General features: G+C 49.3%; 22 protein-coding genes. 2 read left to right on the top strand and 20 right to left on the bottom strand.

Annotation, left to right across the window (positions count from 1 at the left end; all coding sequences use genetic code 11):
* Nucleotides 1–12: 12 nt before the first annotated feature.
* From AAIH57_RS01570 to AAIH57_RS01550, 5 genes are all read right to left on the bottom strand, one after another.
* Complete coding sequence (locus tag AAIH57_RS01570) at nt 13–1,185, bottom strand: Gfo/Idh/MocA family protein (protein WP_430020307.1); 1,173 nt, start codon at nt 1,183–1,185, stop codon at nt 13–15.
* Nucleotides 1,182–2,072 carry a sugar phosphate isomerase/epimerase family protein gene (locus tag AAIH57_RS01565; protein ID WP_175396170.1) on the bottom strand — a complete coding sequence of 297 codons (891 nt, stop codon included), beginning with the start codon at nt 2,070–2,072 and terminating at the stop codon, nt 1,182–1,184. Before AAIH57_RS01565 ends, AAIH57_RS01570 begins: the two co-directional genes overlap by 4 nt.
* A 261-nt stretch (nt 2,073–2,333) precedes the next feature.
* A complete protein-coding gene (locus AAIH57_RS01560; RefSeq protein ID WP_430020306.1) occupies nt 2,334–2,831 on the bottom strand; it encodes a metallophosphoesterase family protein in 498 nt (165 codons plus the stop codon).
* A gap of 34 nt (nt 2,832–2,865) precedes the next feature.
* Complete coding sequence (locus AAIH57_RS01555) at nt 2,866–3,300, bottom strand: Rrf2 family transcriptional regulator (RefSeq protein WP_175396168.1); 435 nt, start codon at nt 3,298–3,300, stop codon at nt 2,866–2,868.
* Between the two features lie 40 nt (nt 3,301–3,340).
* A complete protein-coding gene (locus AAIH57_RS01550; RefSeq protein ID WP_175396167.1) occupies nt 3,341–3,718 on the bottom strand; it encodes a DivIVA domain-containing protein in 378 nt (125 codons plus the stop codon).
* Nucleotides 3,719–3,967: 249 nt separating this feature from the next.
* Between AAIH57_RS01550 and AAIH57_RS01545 the strand changes: the two genes are divergently transcribed.
* Nucleotides 3,968–4,534: a TraR/DksA C4-type zinc finger protein gene (locus tag AAIH57_RS01545; RefSeq protein WP_175396166.1), complete on the top strand. Its 567-nt coding sequence runs from the start codon at nt 3,968–3,970 to the stop codon at nt 4,532–4,534.
* A 171-nt stretch (nt 4,535–4,705) separates the two neighbouring features.
* On the opposite strand, the gene AAIH57_RS01540 is transcribed toward AAIH57_RS01545, so the two are convergent.
* The 5 genes from AAIH57_RS01540 to AAIH57_RS01520 form a co-directional block, all read right to left on the bottom strand.
* Nucleotides 4,706–5,314: an ArsR/SmtB family transcription factor gene (locus tag AAIH57_RS01540; RefSeq protein WP_430020305.1), complete on the bottom strand. Its 609-nt coding sequence runs from the start codon at nt 5,312–5,314 to the stop codon at nt 4,706–4,708.
* Nucleotides 5,315–5,420: 106 nt separating this feature from the next.
* Complete coding sequence (locus AAIH57_RS01535; protein WP_430020304.1) at nt 5,421–6,698, bottom strand: MFS transporter; 1,278 nt, start codon at nt 6,696–6,698, stop codon at nt 5,421–5,423.
* A gap of 168 nt (nt 6,699–6,866) precedes the next feature.
* Nucleotides 6,867–7,871: a Gfo/Idh/MocA family protein gene (locus AAIH57_RS01530; protein ID WP_430020303.1), complete on the bottom strand. Its 1,005-nt coding sequence runs from the start codon at nt 7,869–7,871 to the stop codon at nt 6,867–6,869.
* 2 nt (nt 7,872–7,873) lie between these two features.
* Entirely contained in the window at nt 7,874–8,248 is a 375-nt protein-coding gene (locus AAIH57_RS01525) for a helix-turn-helix transcriptional regulator (RefSeq protein ID WP_175395963.1), read from the bottom strand.
* A gap of 313 nt (nt 8,249–8,561) precedes the next feature.
* A complete protein-coding gene (locus AAIH57_RS01520) occupies nt 8,562–9,710 on the bottom strand; it encodes an acyltransferase (protein WP_430020302.1) in 1,149 nt (382 codons plus the stop codon).
* Between the two features lie 76 nt (nt 9,711–9,786).
* Here AAIH57_RS01520 and AAIH57_RS01515 point away from each other — a divergent pair, with 76 nt between their 5' ends.
* Nucleotides 9,787–10,176, top strand: coding sequence for a YidH family protein (locus AAIH57_RS01515; protein ID WP_430021302.1), 390 nt, complete (start codon nt 9,787–9,789; stop codon nt 10,174–10,176).
* A gap of 182 nt (nt 10,177–10,358) precedes the next feature.
* Here AAIH57_RS01515 and AAIH57_RS01510 read toward each other — a convergent pair whose 3' ends face one another.
* The 10 genes from AAIH57_RS01510 to essC form a co-directional block, all read right to left on the bottom strand.
* Nucleotides 10,359–10,961, bottom strand: a complete 603-nt coding sequence (locus AAIH57_RS01510; RefSeq protein ID WP_430020301.1) for a general stress protein — start codon at nt 10,959–10,961, stop codon at nt 10,359–10,361.
* 230 nt (nt 10,962–11,191) lie between these two features.
* On the bottom strand, nt 11,192–13,708 hold the full coding sequence (hrpB, locus tag AAIH57_RS01505; protein WP_175395966.1) for an ATP-dependent helicase HrpB: 2,517 nt from the start codon (nt 13,706–13,708) through the stop codon (nt 11,192–11,194).
* Nucleotides 13,709–13,815: 107 nt separating this feature from the next.
* The gene (locus tag AAIH57_RS01500; RefSeq protein ID WP_175395967.1) at nt 13,816–14,622 is read right to left on the bottom strand and encodes an SDR family oxidoreductase; all 807 of its coding nucleotides are present in this window, start codon (nt 14,620–14,622) and stop codon (nt 13,816–13,818) included.
* Between the two features lie 208 nt (nt 14,623–14,830).
* Complete coding sequence (locus tag AAIH57_RS01495; RefSeq protein WP_246310885.1) at nt 14,831–15,661, bottom strand: hypothetical protein; 831 nt, start codon at nt 15,659–15,661, stop codon at nt 14,831–14,833.
* 20 nt (nt 15,662–15,681) lie between these two features.
* The gene (locus AAIH57_RS01490) at nt 15,682–16,434 is read right to left on the bottom strand and encodes a vWA domain-containing protein (protein ID WP_175395969.1); all 753 of its coding nucleotides are present in this window, start codon (nt 16,432–16,434) and stop codon (nt 15,682–15,684) included.
* 33 nt (nt 16,435–16,467) lie between these two features.
* Nucleotides 16,468–18,561 (bottom strand): hypothetical protein, encoded by a 2,094-nt coding sequence (locus tag AAIH57_RS01485; RefSeq protein ID WP_430020300.1) that lies wholly within the window; start codon nt 18,559–18,561, stop codon nt 16,468–16,470.
* Between the two features lie 156 nt (nt 18,562–18,717).
* On the bottom strand, nt 18,718–18,993 hold the full coding sequence (locus tag AAIH57_RS01480; protein ID WP_017689071.1) for a WXG100 family type VII secretion target: 276 nt from the start codon (nt 18,991–18,993) through the stop codon (nt 18,718–18,720).
* Nucleotides 18,994–19,190: 197 nt separating this feature from the next.
* Nucleotides 19,191–19,739, bottom strand: coding sequence for a WXG100 family type VII secretion target (locus AAIH57_RS01475; RefSeq protein ID WP_175395971.1), 549 nt, complete (start codon nt 19,737–19,739; stop codon nt 19,191–19,193).
* Between the two features lie 6 nt (nt 19,740–19,745).
* Nucleotides 19,746–20,576, bottom strand: a complete 831-nt coding sequence (locus tag AAIH57_RS01470; protein WP_175395972.1) for a hypothetical protein — start codon at nt 20,574–20,576, stop codon at nt 19,746–19,748.
* A gap of 16 nt (nt 20,577–20,592) precedes the next feature.
* Nucleotides 20,593–24,597, bottom strand: coding sequence for a type VII secretion protein EssC (essC, locus tag AAIH57_RS01465; RefSeq protein WP_430020299.1), 4,005 nt, complete (start codon nt 24,595–24,597; stop codon nt 20,593–20,595).
* Between the last annotated feature and the right edge of the window lie 10 nt (nt 24,598–24,607).

The raw sequence follows: 24,607 nt of genomic DNA, 5'->3' as shown, positions 1-24,607 counted from the left end.
GGTGAAACATGCCTACTTAAATGTTTGTGTCAGATCCGCAGGCCGGCTGCTGGTGTAATCCTTGTCTTTCTTCGTGTTTGAAGCGGCAATCCGTTCCTGTAAATGTTCATAAAACAGCTCTTCATCAATGGGAAGATCCACCCAGTTGTCCGTCCAGGTCGAGAGCAGCATCGCATTGGACAACGTTAAGCCATGTATGCCTTCTTCTCCTGGTGCGATGAGCGTGGCACCGGTTCGAATCGCATCAATCCAGTTACGAATGAGCCCCGGATGCCCGGATTCTGTCCCTGTAATGGGAACTTCACACTTCCAGCATTCCGGCTGTCCAAAACCTCCGGTAAACCTCTGATTGAACTCAGGCTCGGATTCCCGAAGCCGCCAGAACGTCAACTTACCATCTTCAATGACAATTTTGCCGCGATCTCCGTTGACCTCGAAACGGTTGGTGCCCGGAGCTTCACCCGTTGTGGTTACAAATACGCCTGTTGCCCCGTTTTCGTATTCCACATAAGCTGTGACATCGTCTTCCACTTCGATATTCCGGTACTTGCCAAACGAACAGAACGCACGCATCCGCACAGGCATCATACCGATGGTCCACTGCCACAGGTCCAGTTGGTGAGGGTCCTGGTTAATCAGCACACCGCCTCCTTCACCTGCCCAGGTCGCCCGCCAGCCGCCTGAATCGTAATAGCTTTGGGATCGGTACCAATTCGTAATAATCCAGTTTGTGCGGCGTACTTCGCCGAGTTCACCCGAAGCAATGAGATCTTTCAATTTGATATACAGAGGATTGGTCCGCTGATTGTACATCATGGAAAATACTTTGCCGCTGGCTGCAGCAGCTTCATTCATCTTGCGCACCTGTTTGGTATATACGCCGGCAGGTTTCTCAATCATGACATGCAGACCGTGCTGAAAAGCCTGAATGGCCTGTTCCGGATGGTCATAATGCGGAGTTGCAATAATGACCGCATCAATTGTTCCGGATGCCATCATCTGCTCGGCATCCTGCCAATAGATGACTGAAGCAGGAAGGTTGCCGGCTACCCAGCTCTCCATTTCCTTTCTGACATCACATACGGCGATTAGCTCTGCTCCCGGTACTTCTCCGGCAACAAGGGTTCTGGCATGTGCAGCGCCCATGTTACCAATCCCGATTACGGCAACTCGAATCAAACTCATACCCGTACCTCCTCTTCCAGACGACGCTCTATTTCGCCAAACACATCCGCAAAGTGCTGTAACATCGCTTTCGAATCATACTCTCCACTAAAGTCTTCTATACCGTAATATCCGTCATAGCCCACTGATTTCAGATCACGGAATACTTGCATCCAATCCACGATGCCTTCTGTCAGCGGTGACCAATGACATCTCCACTTCGCTGATACCGAATTTCCCGTATTCCCTCCGTTCTGCTCCTCCTTGGACCAAGCTGCATTCTTCACATGTACATGGGCAAGGTAAGGACCCAATAGCTCCAGCCCCATACGATAATTTTCATATCCTTCATGTACCATGTTGCCCGGATCATACAACACACCTACGTGCTGGGCATCCAGCGACTGCACCAGACGGTAGGCCAGTGAAGCAGTCGGTGCAATTGTGAGATGATGCGTCTCTACAACGGCTTTGACGTTGTACTGTTTGGCCATATCCTGAACTTCGGTCAAATATTTCACAGCTTGGCTGTACAGCTCCGGATAACTCGTTTTGCGGTCATAGCCGGGCACGCCTACACGCATCATGGAAGCGCCCAAATCAGCCGCTGCCATGAACGCCTGCTCTGTCGATTGAAGATCTCCGCAGTTCAAATACGGTACCAATGCAATGGAACGTCTTCCATGGTTCGCAGCCGCTTCACGAAAAACAGGGACCTGTTCTTCCCAGTTTGCCGGATCGATAGAACTGCGATTATGCCTCCAGAAGGATGGCTCTTCCGACAGGGCGTCTTCTGGGTTTCCACGGAATCTCCACTCCACTCCTTCAATTCCTGCCGATGCTGCCGCAGCAGCCAGTTCTTCTGCCGTCAGGTCCGGTGTTGCCACGGTGAATACAGACAGTTTCAATCGAATCATCTCCTTATGTAAACGTATTCAAATCTAATGGATAAACGAATTGTACCACTCCTGTGAATGCACAAATAGGGTTCAACTCCAACACCTGAATAAGAGATAAACGTGGGGCTATATTCCCCATTCAGGGATAAATGTTTATGCCAGCTCAGTAAGATGTCATGGTGCCTTTTTTCGTAAACAGCATAAACAAAAAAACACCCCTGATCAGATTATCATTCTGATTAGGGATGCTATATAGAAGTACCACCGTTTTTATTTTCGATCGAAAAATACATGCTCAGCATGCAATTTCCCAAGGTGGGTCGTCATGATTCCAAACGAATATTGCGGCTGACGTCGCCGATCTGTGGGCGATCCCGGATTGAATACCAACACATCATTGACGGTATGCATCAACGGAATGTGCGAGTGACCGAATATAATCGCGTCTACCTGCTGGCCGGCAAATGTGTGAATGGCATTCTGTTCGGTCGATTTCGATCCCTGGTGACCATGCACCAGCCCCAGACGTAATCCGTCTGCCTCCACGATGCGGGAGAACCCGAGTTTTTTTCCGACCTCCGGCGGATCCGTATTACCTGCTACTCCTGCAACTGGTGCATACTCGCTCAGCAGCTTGTACACACTCCAATCCGACCAGTCACCTGCATGCAGAATAAGGTCGGCTTCCGGCAGTACTTGAAGCAGAGGTTCTGGCAGCTGCTTTGCTCTTTTGGGCAAATGGGTATCCGATATCACGATTATTTTCATATCAATACACACCTTCCTGTTTTAAACCATTACATTACTCAGCAGATGAAGGCACAACCTCGATCTGTGAGCAGGAACGCTCCATATCTTCGAGTGTAATGGATGCAAAAAATTGTTCCACTTTCGCCTCAGCTACCTGGTACAGATTCGTTAGAAGACTGTCTATGCGAAGACCGACGTCACAATTGGGGTTGCAATTGCCATGAATCGGAAATAGCGGTCCTTCATCCTTGGCAGCCTGATAGATCATGGCTAAAGTAATTTCACTAGCCGGCTTCGCCAGATAGAAACCTCTGGTTCCCGGAGACGAGTCGACGAGACCTGCCTTTTTTAGCCCACCCAGAATACGTCTGACAACGACAGGGTTGGTATTAACGCTTCCTGCAATCATTGCAGAAGTGATTCGTTCAGGCGCGCTGGAGGACAACAACAACAAACAATGCACACTGACCGAAAAATGAGTACTCATGATTAACCACCTTTATTTTATATAATCCTGGTGCCTCGATCTATTCAGGAAAAAGTCCCTGTTCGGGACGTGCCTTGATTTTCAGCTGCCGCACACTGTATTCCAGCTGCTTCACAATATCATCGAGTTGTTTGCGATCGATTTTTGTGGGGTCATCCACCGGCTTAGCCGTCGACTTGAGATCCCGAATGGTGAGCTGCTGCTCTTGCCATTTGTCCATTAGATCCGCAATATTGGCATAGAAGCGTTCGTAATCCTTGATGACCAAGTCAAGATATGCATCGACCTCATCAGGGTCATACCCGCGAAGTTTATAATTGAATTGTTTCTCATGAATTGATAAGGCATCGAGCTGTACGCCCAGTTGTTTAAACAATTGTCTCTGTTTATCCAATCTTCGTTTCATATGTTCATCCATCTTGACAACCTCCATTATAAGAAAAACGTCTATCGACGTATGTTAAAAGCAGCCGGGACCGCCTCCAAAACGGAGCGGTTCTATACGACATCGCGAGGAAATCGCGGCATTTTCTCCCTCTATTTTTTATAACACATTATCGGCCAGATATAAAATCGAACGCTACTCAATTCACCAAAATGATTGTTTCCCGCCAAAATCGGGTAAGGACTGACTACACACCCCAATGCGGGAAAGGAGCATGTCGTTATGAGTACATTAACCAAAGATCAACTTCAGGAGCTCAAGAGCGCCCTTTTGGAGCAACGTGATAATCTGCAGCGCCATTTTGAATCCAACATGGAAGACGGAGCTCCTGCCGAGTCCCTCAAAGACTCCACTGGTGAGCTGTCATCTTATGATAATCATCCGGCTGATGCGGGCACGGAGACGTTCGAACGCAGCCGTGACCTGGCTGTCGACGATACTTTAACAGACGAGTTTAACCAGGTGAACGACGCCTTGGAGCGAATGAAACAAGGAACCTACGGGACATGTGTTACTTGTGGAGAGGATATCCCGTTTGAGAGACTTCAGGCTATTCCCTACACGGCATACTGTATCGATGATACACCTAACCGGGACCTCAGCAACGATCGCCCTGTTGAAGAAGAGGTCATGACGATGCCGCCAAGCGGTGCCGGTGAAGTCAGACAGCGGAACGCAGGAAAGTTCGATCATGCTGAAGCCTGGGAAGCCGTCGAAGATTATGGGACATCCAACTCGCCAGCTACCGCAGCCAAACGCGAAGTTAGAGATTATGATGAAAACATGTAGATTAGTACGCTGTTCGTTACCTTTCTCCCAATAGGAAAGTCATGATCACCACTACAGCGTGATACCAACACTCAATCCACATCAAAAAGCCGCCTTCAGGCGGCCTTTTCTTTTTGCTGCACGTGTCTGCCTCGTTCCAATTGCCTTAGCATAGTCACCTGTAAAGAAACACTATTCTTTCTGCTGCTGTGGTGGAGTTTTATTTTTCTTGGGTTTAGATGTTTCATCCACATGTTGGGACAATGTCGAGAACAGTTGAAAAACCTCCTGATCTCCCTTCTGTTCATTCCGTTTCGTATATGGCTCACACATTTTCGTAATATCCCTATACAGCTGTTCGACTTCCTCACGGCTCGCGTATAACGTCATGTCCGAGATTTGTCCAAACATGTTGTCACTACGCTCTGCCTGTTTCATAAACATCTGCCGGCTCTGCTCATACATTTCATTCAATAGTTTAAGTGTCTCTGAACGGAATACATGCTTCAGTGGAGAGTGGTCCTCTTCTTCATGACGAAGATGAATTTCCCCCTGAAAGGGTTCGTAATATTTGGCAATGATTCCATTGATCTCTCGGGTGGATACGAGTGTAAGCAAACCGATCTTCTCGAGTTTTTTCACGTGATAATGTACTTTCGCGGGTACTTCACCAAGTTTGTCGGCTATCTCTTTCACAGTAGAAGGTCTACCCTGTTTATTAAACATATTCAGAATCTGGATCCGATACGGGTCGGAGTAGATCTTGATCTCTTCGATCGTTGACAATACTTTCTGCTGCATACCTGTATCCTCATTTCCGGGGTACCTGTTGCCCTTATATATGCATATTATACCGTTCAGTCCCGCCCCCGGTCAAAACAGGTCTTAAAAGGATAAAAGGATTTGATTAGATACTGCGCCGGAATGTTTTGCTCAGAAGAAGGAATATTGCAGACATTGCTAGCAATATGCCACAGCCAATAAATAACAACGGTGTAGACACCCATTCTGCAGCCGCACCTGAAACCAGACTTCCAAGCGGTATAGCGCTAACACACAGCATGCTTTGCAGGGCAGAAACCCGGCCAAGCATGCCAGAAGGTGTAACCTCCATCATATAGGAGGCGAGTGGTGTTGTGGCAAGTGGTATACCTAGCCCCATCATCAAACAAAAAATCGCTGCCAGTGTTAACTGGTTCGTTGACATATACGCAGGAAGCGCGGTCATTGCATAACTAAGTCCCAGCAGGATAATTCCACTAATAATCAATACACTTTTAGGGTAGCTGCTGCCTCTGTGAGTCATCCACAGCCCACTCAGCACCATGCCCCCCACCATCAACCCGCTGAGCAGACTTAATCCGCCTGCACCGGCATGCAGAATGTCGATCACGTATGGTGTACGGAGAACGTTGAAGGGCATCAGACAGAAATTAACGAAGGCGAATAGAATCGAGGTAATAAGCAGCAAGGCATGTTTGCGTATAAAGCAAAAGGCTTCAATCATGTCTGTAAGCAAGCCTTGGGGAGCACTGAGGGAAGAATCCTTCTCCGGTGACACGTCCTCCGTCTTCGGTGATGAAGGATATACAACGCGACTCATGAGCACAGCACTCCATGCAAACAGACCCGCATCAATCAAAATCGTCCATGTAATTCCAACAGTTGCAATGAGTGCACCTGCTACAGCAAGCCCGCCAAGTTCTGCCAACCGGGTTGCCGAAGATGACATGGCATTGCCGGAAAGAAGCAACGATTGAGGCAGCAGTCTCGGCACACTGGACATTTCGGCTGGTGACGAGAAGCATTCAAGCAATGAATTCAGAATGGTAACAACGAACAAATGCCATACTTGCAGTTCTCCCATACCAAACAGCAGTGCCGTAATTCCAACGAGCAGTCCCCGACCTGAATTCGTCAGCACGATGACCTTCTTCGGCGACATTCGATCCACGATCGCACCGGCAAAAAGACCCAACAGAATATTCGGCAAGAAGTTGACCGCGAGCAGCGTCCCCATTAGCAGTTTCGAACCTGTCAGCATATACACCATCCAGCTATAGGCAATCGAATCAATGGAATCACCAAACCTGGCTACCATCTTCCCGAGCATAAACTGCATATAAGGTTTGACCTGTATTAACTCACCAATTCCTTGCTTGCTTACTGCTGTACCCTCGCTCATTAGGAGTCCGCCCTTCAACGTTAAAATATTTTTCATGTTAATATTATTTTAACGTAAGAATTTACGAAATCAATCCCTTCGTGAAAATTTTTTTAACGAATTGCCCATATGACTAAAAACGACAAAAAGACCCCATCGAGATGGATGGAGTCGGATCTTAATACATATTTAAATTAAGGATACCCGCTGACGAGTCCGTGCGGATTGCAAGCAGGCATCAATGACACGCATGTTTGCTATCGTATTTTCCGGAGTAAATGGCAGTGGTGTTCCTTCCAGCACCGCTGCTGCAAAGGTTTCCGCCTGCAAAACATAAGAATTGGATACCGATACACGTTCTTCCCGGCTGACCGAATCCGTATGAATAATGATCTGTGGTGGAATGTCACTATTCTCCCAGCCAAACACTTTCGGCAATTCAATTCGTCCGTCGGTACCGAGAATTTCCATCTCGGCTCTTCCGGAAGCCCACATGCCGCAGTCAAATGTTAACGCCACAGAACCGGGAAATTCCACAAGGCCTGATGCCATCATATCTACCCCGTCATGTTCTTCGGAGAACAAAGCATGAACTGTAACTGCTTCGGGCTCTTGTCCCAGATACATACGCGCTGCTGAAATGGGATATACCCCAAGGTCGAACAACGACCCGCCGCCCATGTCCCGTTTAAACCTGACATTGTCCTTATCATCCGCAGTGTTGCAAGTAAAATTGCCATGGATCGCGCGAACAGCACCAATCTCTCCACTCGCAATGATCTCCTGAACACGTCGATGCTTGGGATGATAACGATACATGATGGCTTCTGCGAAAAGAACGCCGTACTCCTTGCATGCCTGAATCATTTCGGCAGACTCGTCCGCATTCAATGCGGCAGGCTTCTCACATAATACATGCTTTCCAGCCTGAGCAGCTTTGATCGTCCATTCCTTGTGCATGTGGTTCGGCAACGGAATATATACAGCCTCGATATCGGGATCAGCAATGAGCTCTTCATAACTGCCATAGCTTCTGGCAATGTCCAACTCTTCGGCGAGAGCTTCGGCTTTTTCCTTGCTGCGACTGGCAATTGCGAGCACTTCTCCCCGTTCGGATTGCTGGATTGCCGGAATTACCGCATTTCTTGCAATTGTGGATGTACCAAGTACTCCCCACTGTAGCTGCCTATTCATGCTCATCTTCCTTTCGTCCCGTAATTGTCCTCTTCTGCCTTGTGCAGCATGCCGAGACATCGGTCAAGATCCGCCTTGACCTGCTTTTTGTACAATTCGGCTTTCTCCGCTCCATCATCCGTAAAGTGATATAAAACGATCTCCTGAAAGTCCACTTTGGGATCGTTGCCCTTCAGTTTCTTCGTCCGATAAAAAACACCCTGCTGTACCAATTCATGCAAAGCCCGATATACCTCGCTCTGAGGCGGCACATAACCGTAAGCTTTGAACTCCTCCTTCATCGCCTCCAGCATTTCGTAACCATATCCTCTGTGCTGTTCAACCATTGTGATAAGATACAGCTTGATAAACGCCCGCTGGGCAATCATAAAAGCCACGTGTGTTCCCCCCATCCTCTACTGCTCTACTTCGTATTATAAAACTTGTGTTCGGTTTCTGCCATCATTCTCCGTTTTTCCTGAGTAAACAGCAGGCGAGAATGATAGAGGAACGGCGAAGCAGAAATGATCGACAGAACGAATTGCGGGGTTTATTATTATGAATTTTTCATATGTTGATTTTTTAAAATAATAACCAAAGCGAAGGGTCACATCGGCAATTAAGATTTTTAAAACGTAATGCCCTAGTGAAACAAGTGTAATAACTGGTCAAGTGGCGATTCTATTTAGAATTTTTCATACGTTGTAACTTTCACTTCTTGAGGTTGCCTTTCGGTACAGAACCTACGATCCATTTTCCCCAGCTCACACGAGAGATGCACCATGTAAGTCCGCAGGATAAAGTCAAAGCAAGCAGCCAGGTCAGGATCATTCGTATTGTCGGATTGAATCCCCAGGCAACGTACAACTGTTCATCCGGAATATAACTGTAACGCAGCATGAGCATATGCATCAGGTAACCACCATAAGAAACACTGCCAATCCATCCAAGCCATCCCACTGCCATATGGTTGTGCAATTTGCCTGCCAACTGATACATGACCATAATGGACGCAATCAGAAAGATTGCCATATCTGGTCTGATCAGGCTGACGGTATAAAACGTGATCTGTATTCCTTCCGGCTTTTGAAATTCCAGCATTAATAAATATGTAAACCGAAGACCCAGGGTTATAAACACCATCCAGTATACCCAGCGCAATCGATGAACCCACAGATTCCATTTCCCGACCGATAATCCGGCAGCAGCTCCAAGTACAAAGTAGAAAAAGAAATACAGGAAATTGCGGTCCGCATAGGTTGTAAATGCATCTGTCAGAACCGGAATGTTCAAACGCTCCATAAACCGCGCTATATTTCCCAGTTGATCCGCTAGCACGAGGTATACTGCTCCAGCAATCAGGACAGCCACCAGGCGTCCTCGGGATTCATAACGGTTGTATACATGTCGTATGGCTCTTAAAAACAACGGGAACAGCAAGTAAAATTGAATCAGCATAATGATGTACCAAAAATGAGAGGTCGTTTTGCCGGTAATTAACTTCAAACCTAGCTCGGGAAGATCCTGCCAGCCAAAACCGCCCCACCCTTGGGGAGTAAGTGTGAAATAAACAAGCGACCATACTACATACGGGGCGATAACATCCGTTAATCTTTTCTGCATAAACCGGCCGTAATTCAGCTGCTCTCCCGTGTTATAGAACAAAACCATGCCCGTTATGAAAATAAACAAGGGGACCGCAAATTTGGAAACCATCAACAAAATAGCGAGTAATACTCCATCTTCCAGGCCCGCCTCAGGAACCAAAGAAAAATGGGCGATGGAATGCTGGAGTACAACGGCCGCAAAGGCAATCCCTCTCAGACTTTCAATTTCAACAATTCGTTCTTTCCGTGGCATAACGTCCAGCCGCCTTTCTTGGTTTTCCCGTGAAAAATAAGTACAATTAAAATTAGGATATTAGAAGAACGGAGGGATTCAAATCGTTGCTTCAGATCTAGAAACCACCACGATCGACTCCAAATATGTACAGCAGCATCTGGCGAATGAACGAACGTTTCTGGCCTGGGTACGCACGGGAATAGCCCTGGTCGGTGTCGGATTCCTTGCTGCCGGGTTGGGCTTCAATTCTTCTTCTTATGATCAGATTGCACACATTGCCGCGATTATAACAGGTGTTACCTCTCTGGTCAGCGGCGTTACCATTATCCTGTGTTCTGCGGCTTCGTATCACCGTAAACGCAGGCAAATTAATCAGCAAACGTTTCAAGCATCCACCCGATTGATTCGATTCCTGACTTTTATGCTGTTGGTCATTGGCCTGGCACTTGCTGTTCTGTTGTATGTATTATTATTCCCCGCCTAATTATTACACACCTGTCAATCATGTAATCCCAAGAAGGCATTACAGGGCAAAAGCCGGCTTCCCCTAGGGAAACCGGCTGATGACCGCCTGACGGCTCGTACATTAAGCCAAGCAACTACAACCCATACTTCTTCCTGTCCGTTGGGTTATGACTCCAGCGTGAAGTATACTGAAAATCAGGTTTACAAAAATGTGTTGTTGCCCATCCGTGTCGCTTTGTTCTGCGTATCCAGTCTTCGTTCTTCCAGATCGAGATCCGAACGCTCTGCAGGCACATCCGTACCATGGGCAGTATATCTGTCCCGATTCAGATAGCTGGTACTGCTAAATACATCATATACGTCAGAATCCCGATCTGTGGAATCAACCAGCAGGAGGATTTTGCCGTTTTGCACATATTCCTCATACTGTCTGGCGTCCTCTTCCGGAATCCCTAAACCTACAAGTCCACCAACAAGTCCGCCAGCACCTGCGCCAACGGCGGCTCCCGTAAATGCTGCTGCAATTGGACCGGCTGCCAAAATGGGTCCGATCCCCGGAATCGCCAATGCTCCGATACCTGCCAGTAATCCGGCAACACCACCAAGTACTCCGCCTGTGGCTGCACCTGCTGCCACACCTTCTGGCGCCTTGGTTCCTGTTTCTTCACGAATAGCCTTCAGTTCATCCCGATCCTGCGTAACTACCGAAATTTCGTCTGAAGTGAATCCTTGCGCCTTCAAGCCCTCTATGGCCTGCGATGCCTCACGTTCTGTATCAAAAACACCTACGATTTTCTTCTGCATAGTGAATCCCTCCTCAGTGATTTGGGTGGTTCGCTTCGCTATGTTATTACCCGCACCGTTTTCTTTTAAACGTTTCCATCGCAACATAAAGGATATAAATTTTATATTTTCAGCTTCATTTCATGAATATGACATCGTTTCATAGAGTTATTATCCTCATATGGAACGTCTAGTGAAATGCAAGAATAGAAAACCTTTACAACATACAACAAGGGGAAATTCGTTAACTTCTAAGGGCGCGGCTTCGTCCGATTGGTTGCCATTGCCTCCAACGGGTTGTCCGGCCAGTAATGCTTCGGATACCGGCCCTTCAGATCCTTTTTCACCTCGAAATAGGTCTCCCGCCAGAAGTTCGCCAAATCCCGGGTTACCTGGACAGGCCGCTGTGCAGGCGATAATAGATGCAGCGTTAGCGGTACACGGCCTCCTCCAATTCGCGGCGTCTCCTGCTGCCCAAACATCTCCTGCAGACGTACCGCCAGGGTGGGGTCTTCAGGACGACTATAATCCACGGGGATGCGTGATCCACTGGGCACCTGAATATGGGTTGGAGCTTCCCGGTCCAATTGCTGCCGCTGTTCCCAGCTCAAACCTCCCAACAGTACATCCTGCATGGATAATTTTTTGAGATCGGCAGCAGAACGCATCCCAGGCAAAAAGGGTCTAAGTAGCTCTTCAAGCTCTTCTGACACATGATCAGCTGCAAGATCTGGCCAGTCCGGCAAGTGGCGGTGCAGAAAACGCAGCCTGTCAGCAAGCTGCCTCGATGATTTGGTCCATGGCAGACAGTCCTGTCCTTCTGTACGGATCCCTGTAATCAATGCTTCCAGCACCTGATCTTCGGGCGGCTGAGAGATACTGCTTTCCTTCACCAGGATGGCTCCAATCCGCAGCCTCCGGTGGGCACGGACGCTTCTAGTGCTGCGATCCCATGCAATCTGTACCTCTTCCTGCAGCAGATGTGCACCGTAATCCAGCAGAAGCTGCTCCTGCACCGGCGCAGCCAGCAGGATGCGTGCATCCACGCCCTGGTCGTCCGCCTCGGCAGCGACCAGGTAGGTTGAACGGCTCAGCGATTCTGTCGCTGCGAGCCGTACTCCGCGGCCGCTGCTCAGCAGGTAGCGGCCATCCTCCCGGCGCTGCCCGATCCGGTCCGGATAGGCGAAGGACAGCAGCAATCCGCAGCTGTCCTCGTCCGGTCGTACCGGATCGGCCGCCGGGCCGAGCGCCGCGCGCAGCTGGCGGCTCTCCTGGCACATGCGCCGCACGGCAGCGACGTCTGCGACAGCCGCTGCCGCTTGCGGCATATCGCTGCTGTCCGCAGTCAGCAGCGCTTCCACGCGCGGGCACAGATCCGTGCCCGCGCCTGCACTGCCACTGCTGCGGAGGCCAGCAGGCTCCTGCAGCAGTGCCGCCAGCATGCTGGCGTAGCTGGCCAGCCCAAGCTCCGCCGCGCGGAGCAGCATGCTGGCCAGTCGCGGATGCACGCCAAGCGCGTTCATCCGCCGCCCGAAGGGCGTGATGCGGCCTGTGTCATCCAGGCCGCCCAGCTGGCGCAGCAGCGCCTGTGCCTGGCCGTAGGCTGCGGCAGGCGGAGTGTCCAGCCACTGCAGCTCTGCTGGGGACTGGACACCCCAGGCGGCAAGCTCCAGCGCCAGCGGTGCGAGGTCCGCAGAAGCAATCTCCGGCCTCGCTGCCTCCGGCAGGCCATCGTGTACTTCTTCACTCCACAGCCTGTAACACACCCCGGGAGCAATTCGCCCTGCACGGCCCCGCCGCTGGTCAGCTGACGCCTTGGACACTGGCTGGGTAACAAGCCGGCTCATGCCGGTACGCGGCGAGAACACCGAAGCACGGCTCAGCCCGGAATCTACAACGACTCTGACACCCGGCAGCGTAAGACTCGACTCCGCAATGGATGTGGACAATACCACCTTGCGGCTCCCCGCCGAAGCCGGGCGCACAGCCTCATCCTGCCGTTCAACCGGCATACTGCCGTACAGGGAATGCACCTGCACATGTGATGGAAGGTTAAGCTTCGATAGCTCCCGTTCTGTCCGATGAATCTCTCTGGCTCCTGGAAGAAAGACCAGTACATCCCCTTCCCGCTCAGCCATCGCTTTAACAACCGTATGAGCCGTGAACTCTTCGAGAACTGCAGAAGCAGGTTTATGTACATACCGGGTTTCCACCGGAAACGTGCGTCCGGGACAGCGAACCCCGCGAGTCTCTTCACCAAGCAATGCACAGATCGGCTCGGGATCCAGCGTTGCCGACATGATCAGCAGCTTCAGATCCGGACGCAGCATTGCCCGTGATTCCAAGGCAAGCGCCAGTCCCAGGTCGCCGTGCAGATGCCGTTCATGAAATTCATCAAATATAATCATCGCTGTATCTTCAAGCCCCTGATCCTGCTGAAGCATGCGTGTCAATACACCTTCTGTCACAACCTCAATTCGCGTTGCCTGACTTACACGGGTATCCATGCGAACCCGATATCCTACTGTCTGTCCAGCTTTTTCACCCAGCGCTGCAGCCATACGCGCTGCCGCCGAGCGTGCAGCAAGTCTGCGAGGCTCCAACATGACAATCTTTCGTCCGTTTAGCCACGGTTCCTCCAGCAGGGATAGAGGAACTACGGTGGTTTTACCTGCCCCCGGCTCTGCAATAAGTACACAAGTATTCTCTTCCCGGAACAGCTGTCGCAGCTCAGGTATAATCTGATGTATCGGTAACTCCATATTCATATCATCGCTCCTAATTCCTAAGGCACCATGCAAAATATCGAAAGTGAATGTTAGCATTATAACAAAAAAAGCCGTTCCAAAGGAACGACCACACAAGATAAAGCATATTAACGTAACAGCGACTCTGCACCGTCAATGACAATCTCTGCTCCCGTAATGTGTTTGGATTCAGACGATGCCAGAAAAGCAACGAGATTGGCTACTTGCTCGGGCTGTCCAGGACCATCTGCGAGCGGCTGCTCTCCTTCCGGAAACTCCATTGGAATGACAATTTGGTGCAGCTCATCCGTTTTGACTGTGCTCTGATCAATATTGGTTGCAATCGCACCCGGGCATATGACATTGACCCGAATTTTAAATCTGGCCAGTTCCAGCGCAGCCATCTTCGAGAATGCAACTTGTCCTGCCTTCGAAGTACTGTAAGCAGACATTCCAAAGCTGGTAAAGCGTTGATTACCATTAATGGAACTTGTAATGATGATGCTTCCCCCGCCACGTTTTTTCAGATGAGGCAGTGCGTACTTGATCGTAAAAAATGTGCCATCCAGATTGGTCGTAATAATCCGCTGCCAATCCTCCACCTGGATTTCCTCAATCGGAGCCGATACACCGTTAATCCCAGCATTGGCAAATACAATGTCCAAACTGCCGAATAACTCAACCGTTTCGAGCACTGCTTTTTCCACTCGTGCCGGATCGGAAATATCCACATCAAATGCACGTGCAGCTCCTGGATGTACCGCATTGATCTCAGCTTCCGTCTGTGAGATCCGATCATTCACCAGATCAAACAGCGCAACATGAGCGCCTTCGTTTGCCAATTTGACAGCTGTTGCCTTGCCAATACCTGAACCAGCTCCGGTGATGATGGCCACTTTGTTTGCAAACCGAGACTTGTCGTTATGTTGTGTCATGCTCCATTCCACTCCTTTTTCAGCAATTATGTAAGAATGTACATCCAAGACCTGTGGTTCAGCATGATGAACATGCTAACTAAGTAGATTCTTCACAAGATTACCCAAAAAGAGTGCCTTTTAAATCAACAATGACAAGTTTTTTCTCAGTTGCTCCTCATCCCACTTGGAAGCTGTAACAGTGGTATAACCCCCATGCGTTGACAGTTCACCATTCCAGCTCAATGAAAGCGGCATCATCTTCAAGCCCTCCGGTGTGTGTCGCATCCAGCAGCACCTGGATGTGTTCATCCGGAATGTAAGCCTGTATGGCATCCAGATCATTCAGCCCATCCGTATACAGCTGCAGTCGAATTCGTTCATTGGATAGCTTCGCCTCATAAATATGGGGTTTGCCGCCAACAGGTCCTTCCCGTGTTGACCAACGTTCATTCGTGCGGCAGTGTATCTGAAATGCTCCGGATTGTTCTTGACCATTGCGCCAGAGACGAATACGGGAATCTCCTTGCCAAGCCACCCACATCCGGCTTTTTCCTGAACCACGGGACAGCTCAATCCGCCCACACACATACATTGCCTGACTGCCTCTGTTTCGTTTCTCCATTAACACTTCACGCAAAAGCAGGGGGGAACTCTCCAATGGCTGAATTTTCTCCAGCTGCTCAGATGCCGGTGTGGTCAGTTCGTGAAGAAGCTGCTCCACGGCCTCTGCCGTTGGATTAGGGGTCATTCCAAGCCATTCGAGGAGCGCATTGCCCAGAAAACGCGCGGCAAAATCACCAAGGTAGCTCATACCCACACCATCACACATGACGAAAGTACACACATTTCCGTCCATGCGAACTGCGGCAAAATCCTGTCCTGAATCCCCTTGATTAACTGACTCTGCAGCTCTTCCATATCCATAGCGACACTGAAAAGCGCCCTGATAGCGAGTAAGCGGCTGTTCCCCGGTCTGTGCACTGACATACCGGAAAATCCCGCGATGCTGCTTCCCCTGGCTTCCTTTCTCACCAGCAGGCAATGCTGCCAAACGCATCGTTCTCAAATGATCCCCTCCTATCTCACAGGCGTAGCAGCAGACATCTGAAACCCAATGGATACCAGTTCTGCACAAGTACCAGGCAGCATCATCAGCGCACCTGGTGCAAGTAAATAGTCCGCTTCGACAAGCATTTCACGGTAACTTTCTGGCAGAACTGAAGACATATTGCGCAGTTTCTCCCCATGTTCGTCCTGAAGAACGGTTTCCGGGGAAATCCCCTTCCATCTTCTCGGTTCAGGGATGGGCCCTTCCAATAGATGATCGGATATAAAAATATTTTCAACAAGTACATTGCCATCCGGCACACTCATGCCCATGATCCGTTTGGCAATCGGTTCCGGGTCTTCACCCGTAGCTACACCATCTGTCATATGACAGACGAGTGGCGCAGGGCAATCCTGCATATTCGGTATTTCGGCCTGTAAAATCTTCTCTGCCTGCAGAAAAGCCTTCGCCGAATCCGAGAACCGTTTAGGCGTCAGGTCTGGTAGAGACCCGACCGCTGCAATTTCATCAATCCCTTTAATTCCGTTCAACAAATCATATACGTCATCACTATACGCCAGAATGGCGATCCGGTAGCGGGGCGTCAATCGGTTTCCCTTCGTCGAACGAAATACCATCTGGCGAATCGCCAGGGCAAGTGCGTCATAGACGACATCAATCCGTCTGCGGTTTTCCAAAACCATATTCATGGAGGCGCTGATATCAATTAGATAGATGATCAGTGCGGGTGTGCGCTGGGATGCTTGTATTGTATAGTTCATCTGGACCTGAGTCACCTCCGTATTTCACGTTATTTACAAGTTGGGCAGATTATAGCTCGTATTGCTCAAAAATTTGTTGATTGCGCTCATTCGTGCCGCTACCTTGCCTACACCTTTGAAATATGCGGCATCGCTGTTATACAAATTTTTGAAATCACGGGCATAAGACTCTGCGTTTTCAATCTTTTTACCTTTTTGCGCATTATACGCTTTATTATAATGGGCAATCAGGGTGACCACGTTCTGAGCACGCTTTTTCTTGAGTGCAGCCTTACGAGCTGCTTCCTCGGCTGCTCTCTGTGCTTCCTGTTTACGCTGGGCTTCAGCCGCTGCTTTACGCTCGGCTTCCTGCTTGGCTACTTGGGCATCATGCTCTTTCTTCCAGACCAGATAAGCTTCATACTTCGCCTGCTTGTCGTACTTTTCCTGCAGGGCCTTCTTGGCTGCTTCTTGCTTCTGCTCTTCCTGCTTAGCCAGATAAGCTTCGTATTTTGCCTGTTTATCGTATTTCGCCTGAAGTGCTTTTCGTTCCTCTTCCTTTTTCTGCGCTTCAGCCAGTTTTTGCTTTTCCTCGGCTTCAAGCTTCGCCGCTTCTGCTTCCTGTTTTTTCTTATCTTCTTCCTGCTGCTTCAGCGCAGCTGCCTTCGCCGCCTCTGCTTCTTCAGCAGCCTTGATCTCTGCCAGTCTCGCTGCTTCTTGTTCTTCCTGCTGCTTAACCTCGGCCTGATCGGCTAAAATTTTAACCGTTGGCACGGTACCTGCCAACAGCACCACAAGGACAGCAGAAGAGATCATGAACTTTTTGGATCTGTAAAAAGGAATTCGGACAGGCTGAGACGTGTCTTCCTTGGGATTCAGTTTCGCGTCCAGCCCCTTGATTGCAGCTTCAACCTCCATCTGCATCGCACTGTTGTTTGGAATGAAGTGATACAGCGAACGGTATACTTCCAGCGCAGCTGCAGGCTTACCTTCATCCTCAAGTGCTCTGGCCTGCAGAAATAGCCTGTTTACAACTGCTTCCTGTCCAGGTGGTACTTCTGTTACGGACGGAATTTGCCCATTAGCTTCCTTTACATCTGTATCTGTCGTGCCGATATCGGTTACATTTGCCTCTGTCCGGCTTGTATCTACTACAACCGCCGCAGCTGCTTCCTGGTCCTCCGTTTCTTTCACAGCAGCCGCATCTGCCTGACCAGCATCTGCTGAAGCCAGTGCTACAAACCATTCCCCGAAGGTAGGGCAGCTGCTCAAATCGTGGCTCTCCCAGGCACGGATAAACAGATCTGATATTTTGGAACCCCAACGCTTCTGAAGTGAATCACGCATAGCAAAATAACGTTCACTCACCGTTTGCATTTCGTGCTGGTCAAAATAACTCTCTCCCCATGCTTTCTCCACAATGACAGGGTCGGACCAGCTTAACATCTCGGCAATAATAACTGCGCCAGCAAAACGATCGGCATATGAACTCCACAAACCGCTGTGTACTGCCCGGTGGGCTGCATAACCGGGTGAACCAGCAAGCAGAGCATCTGGACGATCCATTTTGGAACCGTACATCTGCTCTACATCGACGAGTTCAACTGCGGATAAGCCTCCCAGGTTTTCCACTTCGGAAAAAAACGGAATCATCACATTGGGTGCGGACAAATCACAATGAGCAAGTCCTCGCTGCTCCATGGCCGAACCAGTCCCTGCTAGTGCTCTCGCCAACTTCAGACTTTCTTCCGCTGTCAGCTTTTTCTGATCGCTGATTACATCAAACCAGGTCAGACCGTGCACCCACGGCATCAAAACCGCGTACAACAAATCGGGATGTTCTCCAATGAGCGCTCCGTTTCTTTCCGGAGTGAGCACATCACGCTTGCATACCTGCAAACCTGGCAGTTCACTATAAGGTTCCATATGCTCAGACTGATAGACCATAGCCGGGATACGGAATTTTGGAAAAAATACTTTTAGTGCTTTGGCCCCACTTATTGATCCATTACGGGGTATTAATTGATAGACGATCCCTTGCCTTCCGGCTTGGGCATATGCCAGACCAGGTGCAGCTGGATGCTGCCCTATGGTATAGGCAATGTCATTGATCACTACTTCATCCCCGGGATTCGGTTGAAAAGACATTCTCATCCCTCTCTCTGTCATTCTGTCATAGTGCAGCAAAAACCGGGAGTCGTAAAACGCCCGGTTTTTGCTGTAGTTATACCTCTTCAGCTTGCTGCCTGCGTATGATTCAGAGCCCAGTCAGAGATGACTTCGGCCTGATCTATGTAAAGCAGTTTAGCGAGCTTGGTCAGCTGTACGGAATTTGTTGGCAATAGCCGTCAGTTCCGCGCTGATGCTGTTCAGCGTTTGTACGAAAGATTGCATTTGTTTGCTTGCTTCCTGGAATTCCTGGAAGAAGCGTTGTTTCGTCATACCTTCCCATTGTCCTTCCATGCTTGTGATGGACTGAGTCAATGTAGATACGATTTGCTGACTTTGCTCACCGCTTTGTTTAAATTGGTTAGAAACCTGATCAAGTTGTTCTGGGGTAACTAAAATGCGTCCTGCCATGTGTAATTTCCTCCTTGGTTTGTGCAATTAAATGTTTGCTTGTTCAAATTGTACTATACCAGGATCGATCGAACAAAAGCCGAAGGACCTAATCCTATTTACCCCATTTTTGGGGATTGAAACTTCCCCTAACAGACTATTTACATAAATAATTCACTTTCTGCTGTCCTTATTTTAGACCTCTGCACCCCGTCTAATCAGGAAACCACAGGTTCGGTTCCTCTTCTCCCCCGAAAGGAAGGATCTGTGAATCTCCACGCTACTGGTTCAGGCTGCATAGCCTGAACCAGGGTAGCGGGGGAACCGTCGGGTGGCGCAGCATCCTGCACCCGGTATACTGCCGCCACCGCGGAAAGGGGATCGGATACTACAGCAGCAGCTGCGGAATGTGCAGGCAAGATTTTCCCTGCACCATTGTTTTCAAGAACGTTAAGCATGTTGACCGCATTGCCATAGGCTGTGTTCACATGACTCAGCACTGTACGATACTCCATATCTGCCTGCTGGAATAACAAGGCTTTGCGTCCCAGTTGCACGCTTAAGTCCATAAAACGACGCACCGCATCTTCGCCGAGTCGCTTGCTGTGACTCCATTCACTCATCACCGCAGCGCGAGATTCAATATCCCACTCCAGCGAATGAATCGCCTGTTCCAACACTGTCATCTTTTGCTGTATTTGCTCCGCCGCATACTGAATCTGCCTGCTCAGTGCCCGAAGCACATCCGGTTCCACACGAATGCGCATTTACCATCACCTTTCCTCTTCCCCTGCAGGCTGTTTAAGCCAGTCCAGCAGCATCTCGTGAAACTGTTCTCTCGTCGTCAGGGCCGCAACAAGCCAATCATCTGAAGCGGCTGTGCTCATGCGGAACAACCAGTTGGATACAGAACTTGCTGCAAAAGCTGCAGATTGTGATTTCCAACCTTCTCCGTTCCATACAAGCAATCGCAGTTCCCCGTCTGATTCTTTGTTCATCAGACAGCGTGCAAGCGCAAGCGACCCTTCCGGATCGTTCGTCTCCTGCGCCAGCTCATCAGCCACTGCGGATTCTTCCTTGTCGCTAAGCTCATTCATAACATCATAAAATTTTTTCTTGGAGCACATCAGTGCCGGCTTCTCCGCAGGAGAATGGCCGCTCCACTTCATACGTTGAATCAGGAAATCAATCGCCTCACGAACGTTCCCGAGATCGGATAACCGGAAGGAATCCGGTTCATCAGCAACACGGGATACTTCAACGACCCGCTCGTCTGTGCAATGTATATAACTTTCATACGAAGTGCCGCTGCACGTGTAGCGGATCCAGCAAGCCCTGTCGGATAATCCCGCAATGGCTACCCTGGAGAAAACGGTCGGTGTCATGATCAGCTCATTGCTGTCCTGATCCTGAATCAAATATCCCTTGTCGAGCAGAGAAGTTTTGACGCGCTCCCACTCCACAGCAATGTCTTCTGCCATGTAACCGCGGAATGGGTCTTCAACGCCAAGCAATCGGTCTGAACCGAGAATACCGGCCAGGAAAAAAAGTTCTTTTATTTGCAAAGTGACTACCTTTTGCTTGGAATCATGAACCGTCAACATTATGAGCCACCTCCCCTCAAACTACAACATGCCATCGGTCACGAATTTCAGAAATCCAATCAGTCATTTTCCAGCTGTCATCACATGGAACTGCACCTTTAACCCTGGAATATTTACGTTTTACATAATAACCTTGACCTGGTGGCAGTACCTTCAGCCCAGCTGAACTGCCTCCAGATTCGGTATAAGGTATACGGAAGAACGAGAGATCATTAGGGTCTAAAGTCCCGAATAACAATCCGCTCTGGGAAGCCTTGACATCACTTACCCAGTCTGAGCCGAAGGTAGGGAAATCGGCAGGAACGCCCGATAGAATCACATGCACTCCCCGATCCCGACCTTGACGGACAATCGCACCCAATTGGTCTTTCACATTAAAATCAATCAATTGTTTCGACAAGGTATCCGCATCATCGATGACAAGCACGATTTCCGGTCCACCCTTCAACTCGCCTCTTTTTAGAACTTCATCGTACAACTGTTGGATGACAGGTGCAAGCTGTTCTTCACGAGACACATGTCCACGGACATGGGGCAAACTGCTGATTTCCCCCAGTCCTCCAGTACCATATCGCATATCTACTGTATATATTTGCACGTCTTCCGGAGAAGCATGATAGGCCAGTGATAACATCCATGTCAGCAAAAATGTCGTTTTACCGCCTTCCATGGGGCTTGTGACCATAAAATGAGGACCTTCACGCAGGTTGAGCAGGAAAGGCTCCAAATCATCTGTCAGCAGACCGACAGGTACGTTTACAGTAGAAACTTCTCCTGCATGATTAAACGAACCTGAACTTATAAGTAAATCCTTGAGCTTCACTTCTTCAGGAAGCGGAGCGATTTGCGGAGCTTCTTCACCAGTCCAGCTACCCCGAATCTCTGCGATCATACCGCGGAGAGCGGACGATCGCTTCCCTTCATCCGCACCGGATGATGGTAATGCCGCCTGGAACATCAGAGGTGGCACCTGTCCTTTTACGAGACCTCTACCCGGCGGAAGCTGGCTTGGTGCTTTTGAAGGCCGGCCCACTGCATAATAATAATCACTTGGATCGGATAATTCAAAGGATACCGCGTTTGGTATGTTGCTTCTGAACTTCTCGAACACATCCGTTACCCGATTGGCAGTAAGGATGAAGGTAATTCCGAGACTTCCGCCTTCACGCAGAATCGTTTCAAGCAGTTCATTCTCTTCCGGATAAGCATTACGGAATGATAGATATCCATCAATTACAACCACAATTTGAGGTACGGCCGCATGTGCTGTACGACGATAAGCCGAAATTGTTTTAACCCCGGCTTCCGAGATCATATCCTTACGCTGTGCTGAGAGTTTCAGAATATAACGGAATAATCGCTTGATCCGGTCTTCCTCTTCGGCCATCAGCACACCGCCGATCTGCGGCAGACCTGCAAAATCTTTCATCATCCGGCCCATATCAATAATGTATCCATGCCATGGATCTGTACGACGGGAACGTGCGAGCGACATCAGCAAAGTCTGGACTAAGGTCGTTTTGCCCAAACCTGGCATGCCGTACACTATCAAATGCCCCTGATCTACCGGAAGCGCAAGGGGCATCTGACGCTGGTTGGGCAGATCGTCAAGCAGACCAACTACCGGCTTCAAGCCACTAGCTCCGCCGTCAAGCAGCAGTTCCCTATACTCTTCTTCCTGCCAATCCGCAAGACTTTCCCATTCCAGTGTCTCCGGAAGAGGCGGCAGCCAAGGACCCGGCAACCGTTTGATTCCTGCGTCAGCTGCAGACTGTGCCACATAGTCGATAAAGACCTGAAGCTGCTTGGGGACATCTTCCCCTTTGAGTACTGCTCTGCGTTCGCCCGTCAATAGCGGTTCTCTCTTGCCGTTAAGACGCACTTCCATAACAGGCAGTACAGTGGTCGTATCCTCCTGCTGATTGTATGGCGCCCCACTCCAGGCAAACTGCATTTCCTCGAACACTTCATCACTGCCGACCTGAAAATATCCACGACCCGGCTTGGTGATCCAAGCCGCATTAGGGATTTTGATCATGTCGCGGCTATCCCCTTCGCTCTGTACACGAAGACAGATGCGGAAGCGGGAGTTACTCCATATCTTATCGTCCACTACACCTGCCGGCTTCTGAGTTGCCAGGATAAGATGGACACCCAATGTTCGGCCAATAGCTGCGATACTAATTAATTCATCCATGAATTCCGGTTGGTCCCGTTTCAATTGAGCAAACTCATCGATGATAATGACTAAATGTGGCAGTGGCTGTTCATGTCTTGAACGCAAAATTTTGTAATATTCATCAATGTGCTGGAGGTTGCCAGCATCATTCAATATTTTTTGCCTTCTAACCAGTTCGGCACGAAGTGAGATGTTGGCACGTTCAATCAGGTTGCCATCCAGGTTGGTAATCGTACCAACCACGTGAGGCAAGCCTACGAACGTGTTGGACATTCCGCCGCCCTTATAGTCAATCAACATAAAGGCCAGGTCATGGGGATGAAACTCTGCAGCCAGCGAAGCCACGATTGACTGAATGACCTCACTTTTACCTGAACCCGTCGTTCCTGCGATCAATCCGTGCGGGCCGTGACCCTGACGTTCAATTTTATCATGCAGATTGATGGCTATTTTCTTGCCACCTGCGCGCACGCCCATCGGTACAGGAAGCGTATCGGGGTATCTTGTTTGTCCCCAGCGGGTGATTACATCCAAATCTTCAACGCGTGAAGTGCCCAGCATATCGAACAACGGAAGGATTTGCGGAATGTCCGAAGCGGAAGATCGCTTCAGCCGAATTGGAGACATGTAGCGCGAGAGTGCCTCGGCTGTCTCTTTTGATATCACGTCCGGTGTGTACGTCTGCTGTACAACGTCAGCATCTTCCGTTTTTTTGATGTACACGCCCTTGCCTTTGGATGCCTCCATGATCAATTGACAATGCATCGGAAGGGATTCCTTGCGGTTCGCCAAAATAATGGTGCACACATCAATCTCCTGTGCAGATTCGAGCAATAATGGAAGAAGAGGCTCTTCTTCAATAAGCTGCGTGTCCGAGAGAACAACCACATAACATGGAGTCTGCACACTTTTTTTGTATCGATCTTCTTTGTTGTTCCGACGACGGTTTAGCACGGAAAACAAGCTGTCCGCCAATTGATGCGCACCGCTGTGCCTGTCGGCCATATAGCGTTGTCCCTGATCTTCATCCCAGATATGGGGTAACCAGCGCAGCCAGTCCCATTCCTTTGCTTCTTTCTCTTCATAAAAGGCAGCAATCTTCAATTCATCAGGCGAATGTCGCACCGTAAGTTGTGAAATGATGACGCGTAGGGAAGCAAGCACTTCTTCCCGATTCCCTACCAATCCCATCACTTTCGATTGGAACAGCGGGAGCGTGATGGAAGCATCGGGGACCGTCTCAAATTCTGCTGCAAGTTCATGAGCTGCCTCGATTAATTCATCTTTTTCATAACCATCCACTCGTGGAACCTGCAGTTTAATTCGAAACGGAATTTCTCCCGTACCAATCCGTACCTGCAAGAAATCGTCATCTTCCGGTGAACGTTCCCAAAGGGAGCTGTTGCGATTCTTCACCACTTGCAGACAAACATTGGGATCTCCATGAATCTCGTACAGGCTCTTAACCTGCTCTGCCTGAGCTTCCTTAAGCTCTTCACGGTGCTTATCCAGTTGGGCTCGGTACATGGCCTTACGTTCTTCAATTTTTTTGCGATACGTCTTTTTGTTACTCAGATACACAAAGAACGGAATGGTGTATGACGTAAGCATCATCATGACAGTCATCATCTGAAACATCATATAATTGGGGTTGCCCATTTTGCCCGTCATATTGATATATACGTAGAATCCGATACTGACCATCGTCATCATGATCGGTATAATAATAGAAATCATTGAAAACGTAGGTTTGCTCGGTTCTGTTGGAGGTCTGAGAATTTCCAGCTTTTCTTCCTTAAGAACCGGTGTCATTCTTGGAGAACGTTGATATAACACATTCACGAAGAGAAGA

The organism is Paenibacillus sp. MABNR03 (assembly GCF_050455445.1).
Classification (GTDB): Bacteria; Bacillota; Bacilli; order Paenibacillales; family Paenibacillaceae; genus Paenibacillus; species Paenibacillus xylanilyticus.
Note: the sequence above shows the minus strand (reverse complement) of the source record. Positions and strands in the feature narration are given on the sequence as shown.